12 protein-coding genes and 1 pseudogene are annotated in these 21,752 nt (G+C 70.7%); 9 read left to right on the top strand and 4 right to left on the bottom strand.

Annotated elements, in window-relative coordinates; genetic code table 11:
- Positions 1-41 precede the first annotated feature (41 nt).
- A complete protein-coding gene (locus tag ACFHW1_RS18745; protein ID WP_416615853.1) occupies positions 42-2,777 on the bottom strand; it encodes a LuxR C-terminal-related transcriptional regulator in 2,736 nt (911 codons plus the stop codon).
- A 398-nt stretch (positions 2,778-3,175) separates the two neighbouring features.
- Between ACFHW1_RS18745 and ACFHW1_RS18740 the strand changes: the two genes are divergently transcribed.
- From ACFHW1_RS18740 to ACFHW1_RS18725, 4 genes are all read left to right on the top strand, one after another.
- On the top strand, positions 3,176-4,270 hold the full coding sequence (locus ACFHW1_RS18740) for a glycosyltransferase family 4 protein (RefSeq protein ID WP_416555220.1): 1,095 nt from the start codon (positions 3,176-3,178) through the stop codon (positions 4,268-4,270).
- Between the two features lie 185 nt (positions 4,271-4,455).
- The gene (locus ACFHW1_RS18735) at positions 4,456-6,243 is read left to right on the top strand and encodes a PP2C family protein-serine/threonine phosphatase (RefSeq protein WP_416555193.1); all 1,788 of its coding nucleotides are present in this window, start codon (positions 4,456-4,458) and stop codon (positions 6,241-6,243) included.
- A complete protein-coding gene (locus ACFHW1_RS18730; protein WP_416555195.1) occupies positions 6,243-7,280 on the top strand; it encodes a cobalamin B12-binding domain-containing protein in 1,038 nt (345 codons plus the stop codon). Before ACFHW1_RS18735 ends, ACFHW1_RS18730 begins: the two co-directional genes overlap by 1 nt.
- Before the next feature lie 412 nt (positions 7,281-7,692).
- The gene (locus ACFHW1_RS18725) at positions 7,693-10,113 is read left to right on the top strand and encodes a putative bifunctional diguanylate cyclase/phosphodiesterase (RefSeq protein WP_416555197.1); all 2,421 of its coding nucleotides are present in this window, start codon (positions 7,693-7,695) and stop codon (positions 10,111-10,113) included.
- A 110-nt stretch (positions 10,114-10,223) separates the two neighbouring features.
- Here the strand turns inward: ACFHW1_RS18725 and ACFHW1_RS18720 are convergent.
- Positions 10,224-10,622 (bottom strand): annotated as a pseudogene (locus ACFHW1_RS18720) (OsmC family protein); the annotation flags it as partial.
- 405 nt (positions 10,623-11,027) lie between these two features.
- Between ACFHW1_RS18720 and ACFHW1_RS18715 the strand changes: the two are divergent.
- The 5 genes from ACFHW1_RS18715 to ACFHW1_RS18695 all read left to right on the top strand — a co-directional run bounded on the left by ACFHW1_RS18715 (position 11,028) and on the right by ACFHW1_RS18695 (position 18,913).
- Positions 11,028-13,337, top strand: a complete 2,310-nt coding sequence (locus ACFHW1_RS18715) for a HelD family protein (RefSeq protein ID WP_416555222.1) — start codon at positions 11,028-11,030, stop codon at positions 13,335-13,337.
- Positions 13,338-13,695: 358 nt separating this feature from the next.
- Positions 13,696-13,854 (top strand): hypothetical protein, encoded by a 159-nt coding sequence (locus tag ACFHW1_RS18710; RefSeq protein ID WP_158632100.1) that lies wholly within the window; start codon positions 13,696-13,698, stop codon positions 13,852-13,854.
- Positions 13,855-13,868: 14 nt separating this feature from the next.
- Positions 13,869-15,311, top strand: a complete 1,443-nt coding sequence (locus ACFHW1_RS18705) for a methyltransferase (protein ID WP_416555199.1) — start codon at positions 13,869-13,871, stop codon at positions 15,309-15,311.
- On the top strand, positions 15,304-17,466 hold the full coding sequence (locus ACFHW1_RS18700) for a sulfatase-like hydrolase/transferase (protein WP_416555201.1): 2,163 nt from the start codon (positions 15,304-15,306) through the stop codon (positions 17,464-17,466). The genes ACFHW1_RS18705 and ACFHW1_RS18700 overlap by 8 nt, the downstream gene beginning before the upstream one ends.
- A 163-nt stretch (positions 17,467-17,629) precedes the next feature.
- Entirely contained in the window at positions 17,630-18,913 is a 1,284-nt protein-coding gene (locus ACFHW1_RS18695) for a citrate synthase (protein WP_416555203.1), read from the top strand.
- A gap of 58 nt (positions 18,914-18,971) precedes the next feature.
- Here ACFHW1_RS18695 and glgB read toward each other — a convergent pair whose 3' ends face one another.
- On the bottom strand, positions 18,972-20,918 hold the full coding sequence (glgB, locus tag ACFHW1_RS18690) for a 1,4-alpha-glucan branching protein GlgB (RefSeq protein WP_416555205.1): 1,947 nt from the start codon (positions 20,916-20,918) through the stop codon (positions 18,972-18,974).
- Positions 20,915-21,752: glycosyltransferase family 4 protein (locus ACFHW1_RS18685; RefSeq protein WP_416555207.1), on the bottom strand; the 838-nt coding region annotated here is incomplete at its 5' end. The genes glgB and ACFHW1_RS18685, both read right to left, overlap by 4 nt.

Genomic DNA, 21,752 nt, shown 5'->3' with positions numbered 1-21,752 from the left:
TTTCCTCCAACGAATGTCGTCGTGCCGGGCTGCCGGTGGACTCAGAGCAGACGTAGTTCACGTGCCCGGCGTACGGCCTCCCGGCGGCGGGGGGCACCGAGCTTTTGGTAGATGTTGCGGACGTGGGTCTTGACCGTGTTCACCGACAGGAACAGCTCGGCGGCGATCTCACCGTTGGACAGCGTCCCCTGCAGGTACCGCAGTACGGTCAGTTCCCGGTCGGTGAGCGGTTCGGCCAGCGCCGGTGCCGGACGGTGCCGATCGGCGTGTCGCCGACCGGCACCGTCGACGAGATCGTTGACAAGGTTCCGGTGCCGGGTCGGTGAGTCGAGGTGCTCGACCAGCAGATCCCGCGCGGGGGAGCCGGCGTGGTTGAACACCAGCCGGTGATTGTCCGGCGCGGCCAGGTCGAGCACCTGTTCGAGCAGCTCGCGGGCTCGACGTTGGTCACCCATCCGATGGGTGGCGACGGCCGCGACCAGCCCGGCGGTCAACCGTTCCAGCAGGGTCACCGGCTGGCGTTCCGGCCGCGTCACCAGCGGGTCCGCCGGTGATCCGCCGTCCGGCGCCGACCACTGGGGCAGCACTGCCAGCGCATCGGCCGGTTCGTCGGTGAGCAGATGTAGCCGGGCCAGTGCGATCGCCACCGCCGGTGCTCGCTCGTCGTGGCTCCCGGCCAGCAGCAGTTCCCGGGCGCCGTCGAGGTCACCACAGGCCATCCGGGCCTCGGCTAGGGCCAGCCAGCGCAGCCGGCTGTGCTGGCCGTCGGGCGGCTCCCGGTCCATCGGCGCCGTCGTCAGCAGACCAGTGACCGCGGCGAAGTCCCCCTCCGCCTGTCGAAGCGCGGCCTGGACCACCGGGAGCAGCCCGGTGACCGTTCCCGGTGTCCCGGGCACGATCAGCGCTGCGGCCAGATCCAGCTGCCGGGTCGCGTCCGGCAGTTCGTCGCGGTACAGGGCGACCAGGGCGAGCGCAAGATGGGCGGCTGCGGCGTGGCCGGCACACCGACGTCCCGGGCAGGCCGTGGTGACCAGGGTCTGCTGGGCGGCGTGGTAGGCGGCCGTCAGCTCACCCCGCCGGGCATGCAGCAGCGCCAGTTGACCGGCGGCGTACCGGGTCGGGCAGCCGTACCCGTCGGTCGCCGGGGCGGTGACCAGACCGGTCAGCACCGCCTCGGCGCCTGCCAGGTCGCCGCGACCGAACCGGACCGTTCCGAGCATCGCCTTCGCCACCGTGTCTGCCCGCTCACCCCGGGTCTGCGTGTCCCCGGCCGGTGCACCTGCGGTCGTCGCGGCCAGACCGGTGGTGGCCAGCAACTCGTCGGCGTGGCTCAGCGCCTCGTCGTACCGGCTCCCGTCGATCGCGACCACGATCCGGGCGGCGATGCTGGTCGGTTCCTGTGGGCAGATGTCGGGCGGCGGTCCGGCCGCCGGCCGGCCAGCGGTCTCCAACCGGTCGACGGCGGCAGCCAACGCCAGGCCCGAATGGCCGGGGTCCAGGCCGGTGGGCAACGGGGTGTGCCGGGCGTCCTCGTGACCGCAGAGCAGTAGTTCTGGCCAGTGCTCGTCCACCAGTCGGCCGGCACCGGACAGGTCACCGCAGGCCAGCCCGTGCCGGACCGCCGCCAGCGGCCGGCCGTGAGCGCGATGCCACCGGTACGCCCGCTCGTGCAGCCGCGGGATTTCGTCAGGGAACCGGCTGCTCAACTCGGCGTACAGCACGTCGCTGAGCATCCGGTGACAGCGGTACCAGGTCGGGTCGCCGCCTGCGGCGACGATGAAGCCGGCGGCGTCGCGGGCGGCTGCGGCCAGCTGCTCCTCGCCGTCGTCACGCCCGGTCAGTTCGTCGGCCAGGGACCCGCAGACCCGGTCCAGCACCGAGGTACGGACCAGCGTCTGATGCGTCAGCGCGGCCTGCCCGGCGAGCACCTCGGCGGACAGGTAGTCGGCGGCCGGATCGGGATCGGCGCCGACGTACTCCCGTACCGTCGTGGGGCCTTCGCCGGCCTGCAACACCAGACTGGCCAACCGGACCCCGGCCGGCCACCCCTCGGCCCGGTGGTGCAGTTCGCGGATCTGCTCGGTGGCCGGGCCGAGACCCTGCGCGTCGACTAGACGGGCACTCTCGGTCAAGGTCAGCGCAAGCTCGGCGGCCCGGATCTCGGTCAGCTCACCGGTCAACCGGTACCGGTGCAGCGCGAGCGCAGGTTCGGTGCGGCCGGCCACCACCAGACGCAGTCGCCCACGGCAGTGCCGCAGCAGGAATTCGATTCCCCGGACCACCTCGGGATCCGTGACGGTGTGCGCGTCGTCCAGCACCAGTAGGACCGGCTCCGGCTGAGCGGAGATCACCGACGCGAACCGGGGCAGGAAGAGTTCGGGATCGGCACGGCCGGGAGCGGGCGGTGCGGGCCGGTCCGGGTCCCGGCGGGCCGTCTCGGCGGCGAGCGCCGCGTGTAGGTACGACCAGAACCGGTCGCCGCGGTCGGTGGACTCCAGGGTCAGCCAGATCGCACTGCCCCTGGCCCGTCGACCGACGAACCAGCCGGCCAGCAGCGCGGTCTTGCCCCACCCGGCCGGTGCGACCAGCAGCGTCAACGGGCCACGCGTACCGACCTCCAACCGGGCGGTCAGTCGTGGCCGATCCAGCAGACCAGCCGGTGGATCCGGCGGGGCGGTCTTCGACCCGAGCAGTGGCGCCGAATCGAGGTTCGTCGGAGCGGTCAGCCGGAGCGCGCGATGCTGTCCCGCTACGGTTTCCTGCCCGGCTGTGCGCATCCGCCACTCCCGTCGCTGTGCCGGCGGAGCTTGCCTGTGCGCCCCGCCGGCCCTGACTGTGTTTCGCGGGTGGCGTTCCCCAACCTGTCCGGTTCTAACGCGCCATCGTCGCAGCGGACCATCCCGGTCGAGTGACCTTGGCTCATCCGGGTCGGCACCGGCATCGGGCCACGGACCGGGGGAGAAAGGTGCTCGGTTGTCCGATTTTGTCGGTGGGGACTTTCCCCGTTGGCGGACTCCGGCCGGCAGGCCCGCTCCGCGCTGACATATCAGTTTTTGTCCCTCCCTACCGGGTACCCGGTGCACATCCGGCCGTAGTGTCGGCTCAGCGCAGGGGGTGCGCCGTGAACGACGTTCCGTCCACGCACACCGAGCAGCACAAGCCGCTGCGGATTGCCATGATCGTGCCGCCCTACTACGAGCTACCTCCGCCCGGCTATGGCGGCGTCGAACAGGTCTGCGCCGCTCTGGTCGACGCGTTGGTCGCCCGGGGCAACGAGGTGACGCTGTTCGGAGCCGGCAGTCGGACCGGGACCGCCGCGAACTTCGTCAGTACCGTCCGCGAGTTGCAGGCCGACCGGCTCGGTCACTCACTGCCGGAACTCGTGCACCTGGCCCGGGTGGACCGGCTCATCGAGGACGACACCTTCGACGTGGTGCACGACCACACCACCGTCGGTCCGCTCGCCGCCGCCCGTCGGCGGGTACCGACGGTGGTCACCGTGCACAACTCGCCGGACGGCGAGCTGGGCGAGTATCTGCGCGGTATCGACCGGGCCGTCGCGTTGGTGGCGATCTCGTACGCGCAGCGCCGAGTGGGCAGCGGCCTGCCGTGGGCGGCGACCGTGCACAACGGGCTGGCCGCCGACGTTCGGCCCAAACCGGTGCCGGCCGACGGCCCGGTGTTGTGGCTCGGGCGGTTCGCGGCGGACAAAGGCCCGGACCTGGCGATCGAGGCCTGCCGTACAGCCGGTGTGCCGCTTGTTCTTGCCGGCAAGGCGACTGAGCCGTCCGAGCGACGCTATCTCGAGGACGTCGTCCAGCCGATGCTCGGCCCCGACGTCGAGCTGCTGGTCAACCCCGACCGGCAGCGGTGCTGGCAACTGCTCGCCGAGGCCCGGTGTCTGCTCATGCCGATCCGCTGGGAGGAACCGTTCGGGATGGTGATGCTGGAGGCGATGGCCTGCGGCACCCCGGTCGTCGCCCTGAACCGCGGTGCGGTGCCGGAGGTGGTGCGCCACGGCGAGACGGGGATGGTCTGCACCGACCCGGCCGAGCTGCCGGAGGCCATCGAGCGGGTTGGGCAACTGGACCCGCAGGTGTGCGCTGAGCACGTACGGTTGTCGTTCTCGCCGGACCTGATGGCGTCCCGGTACGAGCGGATCTACCACCGGTGGAAGTACGCGATGTCGCTCGCGGTGCCGACTGACGGCGAACCGGAGCCGGCGCAGCGACTGGAGCACGACCTGCTGCCGCTGGCGGTCGACTGCTGATCTGGCGGGTGCGGGCGGCTGGGTAGCCGCCCGCACCAACCCCGACGGCGGGCGGTCCACTGCCTGCGACTGCGCGACCGCCCAGGTGGCAGTTCGTGACCAGCCGCGTAGGGTGGAGCACGAGCAACGGTCCCGGTGCGCCTGTCCGGGCCCGTCGACTGGGACAAGGGAGTGAGGCCTGGCTGGTGAGCACCGCCGAAGTTGCGGACTGGGAACCGGGCGACGGGCGGGTCTGCACACCCGAGCCGACGGCGACGGCGGCTTCCGGAGCTGTCCCGTTCGGTGCCACGGCTGATCCCCGACCGCGGCACGGGGAGCCGACCACACCGCCCACCGCAGCTCCCAACGGACCGGCCGGGCAGACTACCGTTGACAACTTCCGCGAAGGGCTGCTGATCTGCGACGGTGCCGGGGTGGTCCGGCAGCTGGACGCCACCGCCCGACGGCTGCTGCCGGAACTGGTTCTCGGGCAGGTGGCCGCCGCCAGCGGCATCGCCGGGCTGGACCTCGTTACCTTCAACAGCTTCGCTGCCGCGGAGCTGACCCACCATGGGCATCGGCTGCGGTTGCGCCGGGTTCCCCTGACGCACGACCGGATTGCCTGGTACGTCGACGATACGACCGAGCCCACCGCGCGCGCCGACGCCCTGCTCGCCGAGCGGGCCCGTTGGATGTTCCTGGCCAACGCCAGCCAGCAACTCGGCAACCCACTGCATGAGGACCGGGCGGCTCGGGCCGCCGTGCGGCTCGCGGTGCCGACGTTGGGACAGTTCGCGGTGCTGGTGGTCGCACCCCGCCGTGGTCGCGCCCACTGGTGGCGGGCCAGCGACCCGGGCGCCGGTGGGAAGCCACCGGTCGACGGTGGCACGATCGCGGTGGACGAGTTGCCGCCGGCGTTCACCGAGGCGTTGCGTGGCGTCGAGGCGACGTCCCTGGACTGGCTTGCCGAGCAACTCGTCGACCTGGGTTGGCTGTTCCCGCCGCCAGGCCGGGACTTCGCCGTACGGGTCGCCGCTCTGCCAGGCAGCACGCATCCGACTGGTGTGCTGCTGGTCGCCCGACCCGGTCCGGTCGGGTACGACGACGCCGATCTACACCTGTTGCGGGGGTTTGCCGCCCGCGCCGGCTCGGCGCTCGACGCCGCGGTGCTGTACCGCCACCAGGCGGAAATCGCGGAGACCCTGCAGGCTAGCCTGTTGCCGGCGGTGCCCCGACCGGTGCCGGGTGTGCAGTGGGGCACCGCGTACCGGCCGGCCCCGTCGTCGCTGCGTATCGGCGGCGACTTCTACGGCGCATTCGACCTGCCCGACCGCGAGGTACTGTTCTTTTTCGGTGATGTCTCCGGTAAGGGCGTTGAAGCGGCGGTGTTCACCGGTCAGGTACGCCAGGCGCTGCAGGCGCTGCGTAGTGTCGAGACCGATCCGAGACGACTGCTCCGGCTGCTCAACGAGTCGGTCCTGGAGACGACTCAGGCCCAGGGGCAGGGCCGGTTCGCGACGATGGTGCTCGGGTCGGCCCGTCCGGGCCGCGAGGGTGGTCTGACGCTCACCCTGGCCGGTGGTGGTCACCTTCCGCCGTTGCTGCTGCGCGGCGACGCGACGGTGCAGACGGTGCCGCTCAGCGGCATGCTGATCGGCGTGGTCCCGCAACCGCGGATCGGTCAGTTGACCGTCGACCTCGCGCCCGGTGAGACGTGCCTGCTCTACAGCGACGGGGTCACCGAGGCCCGTGGCGGGCGGTACGGCATCGAGCAGTACGGTCTGGACCGGCTCACCCAGGCGCTGCAGGGGTGTCATCAGATGCCGGCGCCGGCACTCGCCGAACGGGTGGAGCAGTTGGCGGGGGACTGGCTGGCCGGCCGCGAGCACGACGACATCGCCGTGCTCGCGATTCGTGCTGAGCCGGCCGGCCAGCGGCAGCGGGACCGGCGTCTGCCCGCCGGGCCCGGCCCAGGGCCGGAGAACCGACGGTAGTGGTCGCCCCGTCAGCGGTCGAGGTAGGTGGCGCGTACCCGGCCCTGCTGGCCTGCCTGGCGGCCGCAGACGAGGTCGCGGCGCTGGCGTTGGCTGACGAGTTACTGGAGGCCGGGGTCCCGGCCGAGTCGGTACTGCTGGATCTGATCGCGCCGGCCCAGGTCCAGGTCGGCCGATGGTGGCAGCGCAACGAGTGGTCGGTGGCCCAGGAACACGCGGCGACGCACATCAGTGAGTTGATGGTCGCTGCGGTCACTACCCGGGCCGCACCCCGGCCACACCGTGGCAGGGTGATCGTGGCTTGCCTGGACGGGGAGTGGCACGCGCTGCCTCCCCGACTGGTCGCCGAGGTCCTGCGGCTGCGTGGCTGGCAGGTCACCTTTCTGGGCGCAAGTGTGCCGGCCGTGCACCTGATGACCTATTTGCACCGGCACGACCCGGTGGCGGTGGCACTGGCCTGCGCATTGCCGATGCGTCTGCCGCAGGCGCATCGCACCATTCAGGCCTGCCAGCGGGCCGACGTGCCGGTCCTGGTCGGCGGCCGGGGCTTCGGACCCGACGGCCGGTGGGCCCGGGCAATGGGGGTGGCGTGGGCTCCGGACGCTCGGGCCGCGGCGGACCTGCTCGCCGACACCGACGGTGACCTGGTCCGGACGGTCGGGGCGACCAGCCGGCTCGGCGGCGAGGAGTACGCCGCGCTGGTAAGCCGGCGTGCGGAGATTATCGACGTCGCGCTGGATGATCTGCGGCACCGGGAACCGTCGACGGCCGGCTACACCACCAGGCAGTGGGACGCGACGGTCGCCGATCTCGGTCACCTGGTGGACTTCCTTTCCGCTGCGGTCTACGTGGACGACTCCACGTTGTTCGTCGAGGCCGTCGACTGGACGACGGAGGTACTCGGGTCCCGCGGCGTCCCGATGACGGGCATGCAACGTACTCTGAGTGCATTTGCAAGCACATTGAGTGACTCTTCTCGGGCCTGTCGGTTTCTGCTCGACGGCCGGCGAGCCCTTGACTCCTGTGATCGAAGGTGATTTCACGGGCGGGGCCGACGGATTCGATGGCTGGCGGTTGATCGATCTGTCCCTTGTGTGGCACTAGTCGCGAGCATGTTCACCGACTGTTCCCAAAAACGGGCGCAAAGTAATTAACGCAATAATAATCGCGTACTGGCGCAAAAGACATTTAGCTATACCAAGCGCAACTTATCTTCCCTATCCTTCGGGTGTATCCCAGGGATTGAGGAGGTGGCGACATGCGTGACAACGATTGGCTGTGATCCCGGACCTGTTCGATGGACGGTGAGTTATGAGACGCTAACGCGAGGCTCATGTGGATGAAACTGTCCAGACGAGAAGTGAGGCGACGACGACGGTGCGTGGCGACGGGGTGAATCGGCGACTGACGCCGCTCGTCGGGCTCATTGTCTGCTGTGGCCTGGTGGCGATGGCATGGGCGGTGTCCGGGATCGGCGCACCGCTCAGCCTCCCCGCCCTCCACTACCCCCTGGTGCTCACCAGCCTCGTCGCCGTGGCGAGCGGCTGCACCGTACCGATCCGGATCCGAACCCCGCAGGGCATCTCGCCGACCAGTGCTGCGGTGCTGGTGTCGGTCGCGGTGCTGCCGGTGCACTGGGTCGTCGTGTGCACGGCCGTAGGCGTGGCCGTCGGGCGTTCCGTCGCCCGGTCGGCGCCGGTCAAGGTGGCGTTTGCCACGGCCAAGGAATCGATCGGCGCGCTGGCTGCGGCGGCGGCAGCGACGTGGGCCGGTCTCGCGCCGGTGCTGGGCGGCACCAGCCACCTGACCCGGTCCTGGACCGTCACCGTCGTGTCGCTCTGCGTGGCGGCGCTGGCCTACGCGGCGGTCGACGAGACGTTGCCGGTGCCGGTGGTCGCGCTGGCGGATCGGACGTCCTGGCAGCGGGTCGTGCGCCGGGGTGCTCGGATGCGGGCCGGTGTGAAGGTCGCCACGTTGCTGCTCGCCCTGGCCACGGTGGTCGTGGTGGCAGTCGACGCACGCCTTCTGGTGGCCACCCCGTTGGCGGTCCTGCTGCTGCACTCCAACTTTCGACGGCGCCTGCATTTGGCCGAGGAACGGTCGGCCTGGCGGCAGCTGGCCGAGACCACCGACGCCCTCAACAACGTGGACCTCGATGCGGTACTGCGCACCGCGTCGTCCGGAGCCGCGCGGCTCTTCTCGGCCCGAATCGTCGAGATTGAGTTCCAGCACGGCCCGCAGCGACGCCTGGTGCAGGGCGATGAGCACGGCCTACGGTACGACGGTCCGGTGGATCAGGCAGGGCCCGGTGTCGACGGCGACCTAGTGACGGTACCGCTCGGCGCCACCGGTGACGCCGAGCAGGCCGCCGGTGCGCTGCGGCTCGCCCTCGCCGGCGCGGGTCTGTCCGACCGCGAGCGTTACACGTTGCGTACCTTCGGTGCGGCGCTGACCACCGCGATCCGCAACGCCATCGCCTACGCGCAGGTGATCGACCTTGCATCCCGGCACGAGCACGACGCCACCCACGATCCGCTGACCGGGCTGGCAAACCGTCGATACCTGCGGGAACGCCTCACCGCAGCGTTGGCCGACCGGCGCAGCCTGCCGCGTACCGCCCTGGTTTTGATCGATCTCGATCACTTCAAAGAGGTCAACGACACGCTCGGGCACTCCGCCGGTGACCAGGTTCTGGTGGAGGTCGCCCGGCGACTGGACCGGGCCGCCGCCGGTGACCTCGTCGCCCGACTGGGTGGCGACGAGTTCGCCATTGTGCTCACCGGACACGCGGCACCGGCCCGCGCCGAGCACCAGGCGGCGCGGATCCTGCAGGTGCTGCGTGACCCGATGGACCTCGACGGGATCCGGATTAGCCTGCGGGCCAGTGCCGGACTGGCCACGGCGAACGGCAACGCCAGCACCGAGGAGCTGCTGCGGCGGGCGGACGTGGCGATGTACCAGGCCAAGGAGAGCGGCCGCGGGCTGGCCAGGTACGACCGTAGCCGGGACACCGCTGACCCGGACCGGCTGGCCCTGCGCGGTGAGCTTCCCGCGGCGCTAGCCAGTCACCACTACGCGGTCGGCTTCGACCCGATCGTCGATCTCGGCAGCGGATCGGCGGTCGCCGCCGAGGCGGTGGTGCGATGGGGCAACACCGACCTCGGTGACCAGCCGGCGGCCGGGATGCTTGCGCTGGTCGAGCGCTCCGGCTGGCTCGCCGAGTTCACCCGGGGGATGTTTGACCGGACGCTCGCCGCCACCCGGCTGCTGCGGGACGCCGGCTTCGTGCTTCCCGTGTCCATCGGCATTTCCGCGCGGAGCCTGCTGGATCCCGGATTCCCCGCCGACGTGCGAAACCGGCTGGACATGCACCGCGTGCCAGCCGACCAGTTGATCGTCGAACTCACCGAGACGACCGGGATCAGCTGCCCGGACATGGCGCTGAGCGCCCTGCACCAGCTGCACGACGACGGGGTGCGGATCGCGTTCGCCGGATTCGGCACCTCCGACGCGCCGCTGTCCGCGCTGCTACGCATTCCGGTGCACCTGGTGAAGGTCGACCATCGGCTGCTCGCGGTGCCGGAGAACTCGCCGGCGGCGCTGCGGTCGCTGGTCGGCCTGGGGCGCGACCTCGCACACACCGTGGTCGCCAGCGGCGTGTCCACCACCGGGCAGCGACGAACGCTGTGGGAGCTGGGCTGCGCCGCCGGTCAGGGCAGTTTGTTCGGTCCGGCCGCCGCCGACGTTGACGAGTTGGTCTCGATGCTGCGTCGCGGCCGCGACGGGGTCGTCGGCGCGTTCGCCCCGAGCTTGCATCCGGGGGCGAACATCGTCCGGATGCCGCGGCTGCGTCGGGCCGGATCAGGGTGACAGCGGGCCAGACCGGGTCATCGCGGCGGCATCCGGACCGGGGCACCGTCGCTACCGACCGGATGGCGGTGCTCCGTCGCGGTGCGGTCGTCGTCCGCTCTGGCGGCGACGACGTCGACGGTGTGCCGTGCATTGTCCTGTCCGGAGAACGGCCAGAGCAGGTCGGCCCGACGGGCCAACGCGGAGAGCTGCTCGACGGTCAGCCCGCAGGAGGCGACACTGGCCCGCACGTCGGCGCGGTACCGGCCGTCGGGGTCGCGTCGTAGCCTGGTTTCGGCGTGCACCTCGACGGTGTGCGACTCGTCGGTGATCTCGGAGGCCGCCTCGACCGCCGCGTGGTGCAGGCAGGACGCGAACGCCGCGGCCAGCAACTGCTCCGGGGTGAGACCGCCGCCGTGCGGAGCCAACGGGGAGGCGAGCCGGCTGGAGAACTCACCGTCGTCGGTACGGACCCGACCCGCTTCGGCGGTTGCCGAAGCCTGGTGGACCCAGGGTTCCGAAGCACCCATCACGCCTCCTCCGCGTCCTGCCCGGCGGCTGCGTACCCGTGGGCGACCCGGCGAAACGCGGGGTGACCTGGCTGGTCGGTCGGCGACACCGAGATCGGACCGGTGGCGAGGCGGGGCCGGGCAAGCGAGGAAGGCGGTGGCGACCACCAGCGGCTATCGTTGACGTTTCGTCAACGGAGATGTTCTCGTCACCGAGGTTTTCGTCGACGGATCACCACAAGAAAGAAGACGCCTTTGCGGCGTCTGACTCTGACAGTCAACAGCAAGGGGGCACACTTGTCAAGTGCGGTGCAGGCAGCTGGGCGTGACAACATCAACGGTGTGGACCAGACCGTCACGGACACCGACCGGCCCGAGGGCCTGGACCGGGCCGCCGACCTCGCCGCGGAGCAGCAGTACGTCACCATGCTGCACGAACAACTGGACGCCCTGCGGGGGATGGCGCAGCAGCGGCTCGTGGCCGCGCTGCGGCAGACCGGTGGCACGCCGCAGGCGCGCTCCGAGCGCGAGGCCACGGTGGCGCTACACACCGAACGGATAGCGCAGTACAGCGCGGTGGAGAACGGACTGTGCTTCGGTCGGCTCGATCTGACCGACGAGGGACACCGCTACATCGGCCGGATCGGACTCTTCGACGAACAGGGCGACTACGAGCCGCTGCTGATCGACTGGCGGGCCCCGGCCGCCCGTCCCTTCTACCTGGCGACCGCTGCGGCGCCGGACGGCGTCCGCCGTCGCCGGCACATCCGTAGCCGGCTGCGGACCGTCATCGCGATCGACGACGAGCTGCTCGATCTGGAACTCGCCCGGGACCATCGGACGAGCACGCTGACCGGTGAGGCGGCGCTGTTCGCCGCGATCACCGCCGGTCGTACCGGACGGATGAAGGACATCGTCCAGACCATCCAGGCTGAACAGGATGAGATCATCCGGGCACCGGTGGACGGGGCGCTGGTGGTCCAGGGCGGCCCGGGCACCGGTAAGACCGCCGTCGCGTTGCACCGTGCCGCCTACCTTCTCTATACCCACCGCCGGGAGCTGTCCAGCCGCGGCGTGCTGGTGGTCGGGCCGAACGCGACCTTCCTGCGGTACATCGCTCAGGTGCTGCCGTCATTGGCTGAGACCGGGGTGCTGCTGCGCACCCCCGGTGAGCTGTATCCCGGGGTGCGCGCGACCCGGACCGAACCGGACCGGGTCGCGGAGATCAAGGGCCGGGTGGCGATGGCCGAGGTGGTGGCAGCCGCGATCCGGGACCGGCAGGAGGTGCCGGACGAGCCGGTGCTGGTCGAGGTGGACGGCCACCAGCTGCGGATCACCGCGCAGATCTGCGCCGAGGCCCGCGAACGTACCCGCCGGTCGGGACGGCTGCACAACCTGGCCCGCCCATTGTTCGACACTGAGATCGTGCACGCGTTGGCCGATCAGATCGCCGACGAAATCGGCATTGATCCGTACGCGGACGATCCGCTCGGTGGGGACGACGCTCCCGGTGACCCACAGGTGCTGGCCGAGGCCGACCTCGCGGAGATCCGACGGGAGCTGCGCGCCGATGCGGCGCTGCGGTCGGTCCTGGACCGGTTCTGGCCGGTGCTGACGCCGCAGCGGCTGCTCACCGAACTCTTCGCCTCGCCCGAGCGGCTTACGGCCGCCGCCCCTGACCTCGATCCCGCCGAACGCGATGCGCTGCGCCGTGCCCCGGGCGGTGGCTGGTCCTCGGCGGACGTACCGTTGCTCGACGAGGCGGCCGAGTTGCTCGGTGTCGACGACAGCGCGCAGCAGGCACTCGCCGAGGCTCAGCGTCGCCAGCGGCTCGAGTACGCCGAGGGAGCCTTGGACGTGCTGCGCGGGTCGGAGTCCATCGACGTGGAGGACGAGGCGGAGCCGGAGATTCTCGGCGCGACCGACCTGCTCGACGCCGAGGCGCTGGCGACCCGGCAGGTGGCCGGTGACCATCGGACGGCTGCCGAACGGGCGGCGGCGGACCGTACCTGGACCTTCGGTCACATCGTCGTCGACGAGGCCCAGGAACTGTCCGCGATGGCGTGGCGCCTGCTGATGCGCCGCTGCCCGAACCGGTCGATGACGATCGTCGGGGATGTGGCACAGACCGGGGCGTTGGCCGGCGCGGCCTCCTGGGCGCAACTGCTGCGGCCGTATGTGGCGGACCGCTGGAGGCTGGCCGAGCTGACGGTGAGCTACCGCACTCCGGCCGAGATCCTGGCGGTGGCTGGTCAGGTGCTCGGCGCCATCGATCCCGCCGCCTCGGTACCCCGGGCGGTCCGTGAGTCGGGCGTGCCGGTTCGGTGGGAGCGGGTACCCCGGGCCGACCAGCTCGTCGACCGGCTGGTCGAGCTGATCCGGGCGGAACTGTCCGCGGTCGGCGACGGCCGGCTCGGGGTGATCGTTCCGGTTGACCGGTACGACGGGTTGGTGGCGCCGGTACGGTCGGCGGTCGACCGGGTCGCGTCAGGCGAGCAGCCCGATCTCGAGTCGCCGGTGGTGGTGCTGACGGTCGCGCAGGTCAAGGGGTTGGAGTTCGACTCGGTCGTGGTGGTGGACCCCGCCGCGATCCTCGCGGACTCGCCACGGGGCCGGAACGATCTGTACGTGGCGCTGACCCGGGCCACCGCGCGGCTGGCGGTGCTGTACCCCGGGGACCTCCCGTCGATTCTCGGCTCGGCCGGCTCCGACGACGCTGGTCGGCGGGTCGGCTAGCAGGTCGGGTGGAGTGGCGGTCCGGCTCCGTGCGGCGCAGCGGGGGGAGCCCTCGTGCCGTTGCCGAACCGTTATTTGACCGGTCGGTGCACCCGGCTCGTCCACCAGCTGTGGACGAACCGGGTGCACCGCTGGCGGAAAAGGTGACAAACGCTGCTAAAACCGTGCAAGCTCGGGTCCGTTTCCGATCGTCGGGATACGGCGGTGCCGGTGGGGCTGGCAGTGTCCAGAGGGCCAGCCGCGTAGGGTGGTGTACGGCAGCTGTCCGTAAGATGGCGGGCCGGACAACCCTCGGTGGCGTCGGCCCTCCCGGGCCGCAGTTGACGGACGTACCGCACGAACTCGACACAGTTGGGAGGTGGCCGGCGTGGAGAACCTGGCCTACCTGGATGCCGGATCTGGCAGCCTGATCGTCCAAGCGGTGGTGGCTGGCGCCGCTGGCATGGTCGTCGCGACCAAGCTCTACTGGCGCCGGCTGGTCAGCCGGTTCCGTAAGCAGCCCACCAAGAAGGACTGAGCGGCCCGGCACCGATGATCTCCCAACCGACCACCTCGACCCCCCGTGACGAGCCCGGCTCGTTCCGGGACCCGGACAACCAGATTTTCTACGCCGACGGCGCGGTGCTCCGCGGCCTGGGACCCCAGGCCGCGAGCGACTGGACGGCGGTTCGGGACAGCGCCTTCCTGGCGCCGCTGATGGCCGCCGGTAAGGTCGTCGCCACCGAGACCGTCGAGCCGGGGGACCTGCCCGCTGTGGTCGCCGACCGGTGGACGACGGTGCTGCGACACGAGCGGGTGCCGTTCGTGTCCTACCCCTACGAGTGGTCCTTCGCCCAACTGCGCGACGCCGCCCGCCTGCACCTGGAGGTGCTGGAGGCGGCGCTCGCCGACGGGGTCACCATGACCGACGGCTCGGCGTACAACCTGCAGTGGCGTGGGGTCGACCCGGTCTTCATCGACGTGGGCTCGTTCCAGCCGGCCGCTGCCGGTGAACCATGGGCCGGCTACCGGCAGTTCTGCCAGACCATGCTCTATCCGTTGATGCTGCAGGCGCATCTGGGCCTGGACTTCCAGCCGTTGCTGCGGGCGCGCATCGACGGCATCGAATCGGGTCAGATGCGGCGGCTGTTCCGCGGTGCCCGGCGGTGGCGGGCCGGTGTCTTCAAGCACATCCACCTGCACGACGCGATGCAGTCCCGGCATGCCTCGGCCAGTACCGGATCGGTACGGGCGGAGATCCGCGACGCCGGCTTCTCCACCGAACTCGTCCGGGCCACGGTTCGGGCCGTCGCCAAGCTGGTGGACCGCCTGGACTGGGCTCCGCCGGGCAGCCACTGGGTCGACTACCAGCAGACCTGTACGTACTCCGATGCTGACCGGACGGCGAAGACCGCCTTCGTCGACGCCGAACTCGCCGCACACCGCCCGGGGACAGTGTTCGACCTTGGTGCCAACGACGGCACGTACTCCCGGATCGCCGCCGCCCACGCCGAGCAGGTGGTGGCCGTGGAGAGCGACCCGGCGGTCGTCGACCACCTGTACCGGCGGCTGCGCGCTGACGGGCAACGGCGGATCCTGCCGATCCTGATGGACCTCGCCGACCCGTCGCCCGGCGGTGGCTGGGCCGGTGACGAGCGTACGTCGTTCACCGCCCGGGCCCAGGCGGACACGGTGCTGGCTCTGGCGGTCATCCACCACTTGGCGATCGGTCGCAACGTGCCGCTGCCACGGGTTCTGGACTGGCTGACCGGCCTGCTCCCGGCCGGCGGCGGCACCGGCCAGATGATCATCGAGTTCGTCCACCCGGACGATCCGATGGCCCGGCAACTGCTCGCCAACAAGCCCGCCGGGCTCTTCCCCGACTACCACCGGGCGGAGTTCGAGCGGCTGCTCGCCGAACGGTACGAGATCACCCGGCGGGAGGAACTCCCGTCCGGCACCCGGACGTTGTATGCCGGGGTCCCGCGTGGCTGACGCGGAACCCGGTACCGCTGCGGCGGTACCGGCCCCGGCCGGTCCGCCGTCCGCCGATCACGGTCCTTCGTCCGCCGATTCCCATCGGCTGTCGGCCGCCCCGGGTCCGCCCGCAGCCGACCCGGCCCGGCGTACCGGCGGGGCGACGGAGCTGCGTCGGCTGCTGGAGATCGTTGCACTGTGCGGCCTGGTCGTTGCGCAGCCGTTGCTGGACGTCGTCGGGCGCAGCCCGGACTTCTTCCTCTTCCACGGTGCCGGGACGGCCGAGATCCTGCTGCTGGTGGCGTTCTACGTGGTCGTACCGCCCCTGGTCTGCTGGCTGCCCGGCGCATTGATCGGACTGGCCGGTCCGCCGGCCCGCCGAACCGCCCACCTGGTGACGGTCGGGCTGCTGCTGGTCGCCCTGGCGGTACAGGTCGGCAAGCATCTGCTGCCGATCCGAGGTGTGTCGCTGCTGGCCGCCGCGCTGCTGGCCGGTGCCGCTGCCACGTGGGCCTACCGGCGCTGGGGTGGGCTGGGGCAGCTGTTGCGGCTGGCCGCCGTCGGACCGGCGGTCTTCGTGATGCTGTTCGTGTTCACCTCGCCGGCCTCGGCGGTGGTGCTCGGCAGCGAGCGGACCAGCGCCGGGCCCGGCACGGCTACCGGCGACGGCGAGCATCCACCGGTGGTGGTGCTGATCCTCGACGAGCTGCCGCTGTTGTCGCTGCTCGGCCCGGACGGGCAGATCGACGCCGAACGCTACCCCAACTTCGCCGAGCTGGCCGCCGGCTCGACCTGGTACCGCAACGCCACCGCGGTCAGCGGCTGGACCCCGTACGCGTTGCCGGCGATGCTGTCCGGCCGGTATCCCGAACGCGAGGTGGCACCCCACTACTCCCAGCACCCGGACAACCTGTTCAGCGCGCTCGGCGGCACCTACCAGATCCGGGCGCAGGAGAGCATCACCGAGCTCTGCACGCCGAGTCGCTGCGAGACGGAGTCCGCCACGGCGGCCCTGCCGGTGCTGTTCCAGGAAACGGCCGCCCTGCTCGGCCAGATCCTGTCGCCGGTGGAAAGTCACGACGACCCGGCGGCGGGTTTCCGCGAGCCGACCCGTCGTGACGCCGGCCTCGCCGGTGGCGACGCCCCGACCGACCCCAGGTTCCGCTTCGACGCACTCGACGACAACCAGCCAGCCCGGTTCACCACGTTCATCGACGGGCTGGCAACCCCGGACGAGGGGCCAACGCTGCATTTTCTCCACCTGCTGATGCCGCACGCGCCGTGGAGCTACCTGCCGTCCGGTGTCCGCTACGAGGCTCCCGAGGACTTTCCTAACGAAGGTGCCGGCTGGGTGGAGCTGGCCCGCCAGCGGCACCTGGCCCAGCTCGGCTACACCGACGGACTGATCGGACAGACCCTGGCGGCGCTGCGGTCCAGCGGCCGCTACGACGACGCGCTGCTCGTCGTCACCGCCGACCACGGGGTGAGCTTCACCCTCGGGGAGCAGGGGCGGGGCATGGGTGCGGTGCGGGCCGCGCCGGCCGAGGTGCTGTGGGTGCCGACCTTCGTCAAGGAGCCGGGCCAGCAGGCCGGTCGGGTCGACGACCGTAACTGGGAGCATGTCGACCTGCTGCCGACCATCGCGGCGCACGCGGGCATTGACCTGCCGTTCGAGGTCGACGGCCGATGTGGCAGCTGCCCACCCCGGGAACGGGCGGACAAGCAGTTCCGGGACGTTCCGGGTCAGCCGGTGACGGTGCCGGGCCCGGCGACGTTCACCGCCCTGACCACCGGCCAGGCCGGTCCGCCGTTACCCGCGCCGCTGGTGCCGGAGCTGGTCGGTCGCGCGGTCGCCGAGCTGCCGGTCACTGACGACGGTGATCGCGCCACCATCAGCAACGCCGACAGCTACACCGACGTCGACCCGGCAAGCGGTAACCTGCCCGCGCTGGCGTACGGCGAACTGCCCGACCGGGTGACGACCGGTGCTCCGCTCGCGGTGGCGGTGAACGGGCGGATCGCCACCGTGGTGCCAGCGATGGCCCCGGACGCCGAGGGGCGGCGATTCGCCGCACTGATCACCGACGAGTCGTTGTGGCGCCCCGGTGACAACCGGGTGGAAATCTTCGAGGTGGTCGGTGACGGTACCGAGCTGCGGCGGCGTACCGACTGACTAGTGCTTTCATCCGTTTCTGGGGTGTTTGGTTGGCGACCGGCCACCGGATCGGGTGACGCATCCCTCACCCTCACCTGCTCGCTGCGGCAGCGCACCACCGCAGGATTACGGTAAGAAATGAGGCACTCGACGAAGATCTGCCGGCGAAGTGAGGGACCATATGACGGATGTGAAGCTGGACCATCCCGGTGGCCAACTGTCGATGCCGGTGCAGCCGGCTATCGAAGGTCCGCCCGGGATCGAGGTCGGGGCGCTGCTGAAGGAGACCGGTCACGTCACGTTCGACCCGGGCTACGTCAACACCGCCTCCTGCGCGTCGGCGATCACCTACATCGACGGCGATGCCGGGATCCTGCGCTATCGGGGCTACCCCATCGACCAACTGGCCGGCAAGGCGTCCTTCCTTGAGGTCAGCTACCTGCTCATCTACGGCGAACTGCCGACCAGTGACGAATTGGCTGCTTTCAGTGAGCGGATTCGGCTGCACACGCTGCTGCACGAGGAGATGCGCCGGTTCTTCGACGGCTTTCCCCGGGACGCGCACCCGATGGCGGTGCTCTCCTCCGCAGTGAGCGCGCTGTCGACCTTCTACCAGGACAGCCTGGATCCGTTCGACACCGACCACGTCGAAATCTCCACCGTGCGGCTGATGGCCAAGGTGCCGACCATCGCCTCGTACGCGTACAAGAAGTCGATCGGCCAGCCGCTGCTCTACCCGGACAACGCGCTCGGCTACGTGGAGAACTTCCTGCGGATGACGTTCGGTGTGCCGGCCACCGAGTACCAGGCCGACCCGGTCGTCGCGCAGGTGCTGGACATGCTGTTCGTGCTGCACGCCGATCACGAGCAGAACTGCTCCACGTCGACGGTGCGGCTGGTCGGCTCCAGCAACGCCAACCTGTTCGCCTCGGTCTCGGCCGGGGTCAACGCGTTGTTCGGGCCGCTGCACGGCGGTGCCAACCAGGCGGTGCTGGAGATGCTGCAGGAGATTCACGCTTCCGGCGGCGACGTCCAGAACTTCGTCCGGCGGGTGAAGAACAAGGAGGCCGGGGTCAAGCTGATGGGCTTCGGCCATCGGGTCTACAAGAACTACGACCCGCGGGCGGCCATCGTCAAGCAGGCGGCGCAGGACGTGTTGGGCCGGCTGGACAAGCCCGACCCGTTGCTGGACATCGCAATGCAGCTGGAGGAGATCGCGCTCGCCGACGACTTCTTCGTCTCCCGCAAGCTCTACCCGAACGTGGACTTCTACACCGGGCTGATCTACAAGGCGATGGGCTTCCCGCCGAAAATGTTCACCGTGCTGTTCGCCCTGGGCCGACTGCCCGGTTGGATCGCGCAGTGGCGGGAGATGATCGCCGACCCGACCAACAAGATCGGCCGGCCCCGGCAGCTCTACGTCGGTCCGCAGGAGCGTCAGTTCGTCCCGGTCGACCAGCGCTGAACCACATCGGCGGGGTCGCCTGCGGCCGCAGGCGACCCCGCCGAAGTGGGCTGACGGGTCAGTCGGTGCGCGGGTCGGACGGGTGGTCGGGCTCCGGTCGGCCACCAGCGTGGCCGGTCCGCCTCACCGGGTCCGGGCGCAGCCAGACCGCGGCGAAGGGCCCGACCTGCACGACGGCGGACGCCGGCTGACCGTGCAGTGGCGCACCGTCCGCCGTGACGGCCCCGAGGTTACCGACGTTCGACCCGCCGTACCACTCGGCGTCGGTGTTGATTGTCTCCTGCCAGCGGCCGGGCTGCGGCAGTCCGATCCGGTATCCGTGCCGGGGCGCCCCGGAAAAGTTGACCACGCAGGCCAGGACGCTACCGTCGCGGGCGTGCCGGAGGAACGAGACGACGTTGGCCGCCCGGTCGGTGTGGTCGATCCACCCGAACCCGTCCGGTGTCACGTCCAGCTCCCACAACGCCGGGCACTGCCGGTAGACCGCGTTCAGGTCCCGGAGCAGGTTGCGTACCCCGCCGACCGCCGGGTCGGCGGCCAGCGACCAGTCGAGCCCGCGCTGTTCGCTCCATTCCTGCTCGTCGGCGAGTTCACTGCCCATGAACAGCAGCTGCTTGCCGGGGAACGCCCACATGTAGGCCAGCAGCCCGCGCAGTCCGGCCAGCCGCTGCCACCGGTCGCCGGGCAGCTTGGCGGTCAGCGAGCCCTTGCCGTGCACCACCTCGTCGTGGCTGATCGGCAGCAGGAACTGCTCAGTGTGCGCGTACGCCGTCGGCCAGGTCATCTCGTCGTGGTGGTGGCTGCGGTGCACCGGGTCGCGGGCCAGGTAGCTCAGCGTGTCGTGCATCCAGCCCATGTTCCACTTGAGCCCGAAGCCGAGCCCGCCCCAGTCGGTGGGTTTGGTGACCCCCGGCCAGGAGGTGGACTCCTCAGCGATCATCACGACGCCCGGATTGAGCCGGTACGCGGTCGCGTTGAGTTCCTTGAGCAACTCGATCGCCTCGGTGTGGGCGTTGCCGCCGGAGTCGTTGGGCAGCCACTGACCGGGCCCTCGCGAGTAGTCCAGGTAGAGCATCGAGGCGACCGCGTCGACCCGTAGCCCGTCGATGTGGAACTCCTCCAGCCAGTACAGGGCGTTGGCGACGAGGAAGTTGCGTACCTCCCGTCGGCCGTAGTCGAAGATCAGGCTGCCCCAGTCGGGGTGCTCGCCACGGCGCGGATCCGGGTGTTCGTACAGCGCGGTGCCGTCGAACCGGGCCAGGGCCCAGGCGTCGCGGGGGAAGTGCGCCGGGACCCAGTCCAGCAGCACCCCGATCTTGGCGCCGTGTAGTCGGTCGACCAGATGCCGGAAGTCGTCCGGAGTGCCGAACCGGGCGGTCGGCGCGTAGTAGCCGGTCACCTGGTACCCCCAGGAGCCGCCGAACGGATGCTCCATCACCGGCATGAACTCCACGTGGGTGAAGCCCAGATCCGACACGTAGGAGACCAGTTGGTCGGCCAGCTCCCGGTAGCTGAGCCCGGGTCGCCACGAGCCGAGGTGCACCTCGTAGACGGACATCGGCCGGGCGTGCTGGTCACCGCGCCGGTTGCGCAACCAGTCCGCGTCCTGCCAGACATACCCGGACTGGTACACCACCGAGGCCGTCCGGGGCGGCACCTCGGTGGCCTGCGCCATCGGGTCGGCCCGGTCCGCCCAGGAGCCGTCGGCCCCCTGGACACGGTACTTGTACCGCTGCCCGGCGACGACGCCCGGCACGAAGCCGGCCCACACACCACCGGATCCGAGCCGGTCCAACTCCTGGCCTTCGTACGGGCCCCAGCCGGGGCCGTCGCCGATCACCCGGACCCGGCGGGCGTTCGGTGCCCACACCGCGAACCGGCAACCGCCGGGCAGCGGGTGGGCACCGAGCATCCGCCACAGTTGTTCGTGGCGTCCTTCGGCGAACAGGTGCAGGTCGATGTCGCCGATCGTCTCGGTCAGGGCAGCCTCCCGGATAGCGGTCATCTGCTCCCCGCGCCGGCGAGGAGGTTCCCGTCCGGGATGACGATAGTGGCCTTCCCGTGCGCCATTCGGGCGGACGCCCGTTCGGTGGCGAACGCCGAGGACTGGACGATCGCGGCGGAGTAGGTCGCTGCGGTGCGGTGCGCGATCGCCGCCCAGCCGTACTGGTCGTGGACCATCCGGCGGGCCTGCCGGGCCACCCGCCGGGCCAGCGTCGTGTCGGCCAGCAGGGTACCGACCGCGTCGGCCAGTCCGTCCGGATCCTTGGGTCGGAAGGTCATTCCGGTCACGCCGGGTTCGACGATCTCGGCGAGTCCGCCGGTGGCCGACACGGCCACCGGCGCGCCGGCCGCCGCCGCCTCCAACGCCACCATGCCGAACGGCTCGTAGACGCTGGGCACCGCGAAGCAGTCCGACGCCGCCATCAATGCCGGCAGGTCGGTGCCGCCGAGGAAGCCGGGCAGCGTGACCGCGTCGCGTAGCCCGAGCCGGTCGATGTCGGCCTCCAGCTCGGCGCGGTACGGACCGTCGCCAGCGATCACCAGCCGGACGTTCGGGTGCTGGCGGCGTAGCCGGGGCAGCGCGGCGATCAGGTGCTGGACGCCCTTCTCGTAGACCAGCCGGCCGACGAACGACACCAGCGGCCCGTCGCTGGCGAACCGTGCCCGGGCGGCGGTGACCGCGTCCGTCGGCACCTGCCAGCGGCGGGCGTCCACCCCGTTGGCCACCACGTCGACCCGGTCCGGGCGCACCCCGAACAGGCTCAGCACCTCGTCGCGCATGTAGCCGGAGCAGGTGATCACCCGGCACGACTCGTGGCCGAGCCAGTGTTCGATG

The sequence above is a fragment of the Micromonospora sp. LOL_014 genome, from assembly GCF_048060245.1.
Lineage (GTDB): Bacteria > Actinomycetota > Actinomycetes > Mycobacteriales > Micromonosporaceae > Micromonospora_E.
Note: the sequence above shows the minus strand (reverse complement) of the source record. Positions and strands in the feature narration are given on the sequence as shown.

Excerpts from the sequence above, each read along its gene's own strand:
- ACFHW1_RS18695 (WP_416555203.1), top strand. The coding sequence starts at position 17,630 with ATGACGGATGTGAAGCTGGACCATCCCGGTGGCCAACTGTCGATGCCG.
- ACFHW1_RS18725 (WP_416555197.1), top strand. The coding sequence starts at position 7,693 with ATGGCATGGGCGGTGTCCGGGATCGGCGCACCGCTCAGCCTCCCCGCC.
- ACFHW1_RS18745 (WP_416615853.1), bottom strand. The coding sequence starts at position 2,777 with ATGCGCACAGCCGGGCAGGAAACCGTAGCGGGACAGCATCGCGCGCTC.
- glgB (WP_416555205.1), bottom strand. The coding sequence starts at position 20,918 with ATGACCGCTATCCGGGAGGCTGCCCTGACCGAGACGATCGGCGACATC.
- ACFHW1_RS18740 (WP_416555220.1), top strand. The coding sequence starts at position 3,176 with ATGATCGTGCCGCCCTACTACGAGCTACCTCCGCCCGGCTATGGCGGC.
- ACFHW1_RS18715 (WP_416555222.1), top strand. The coding sequence starts at position 11,028 with ATGCTGCACGAACAACTGGACGCCCTGCGGGGGATGGCGCAGCAGCGG.
- ACFHW1_RS18705 (WP_416555199.1), top strand. The coding sequence starts at position 13,869 with ATGATCTCCCAACCGACCACCTCGACCCCCCGTGACGAGCCCGGCTCG.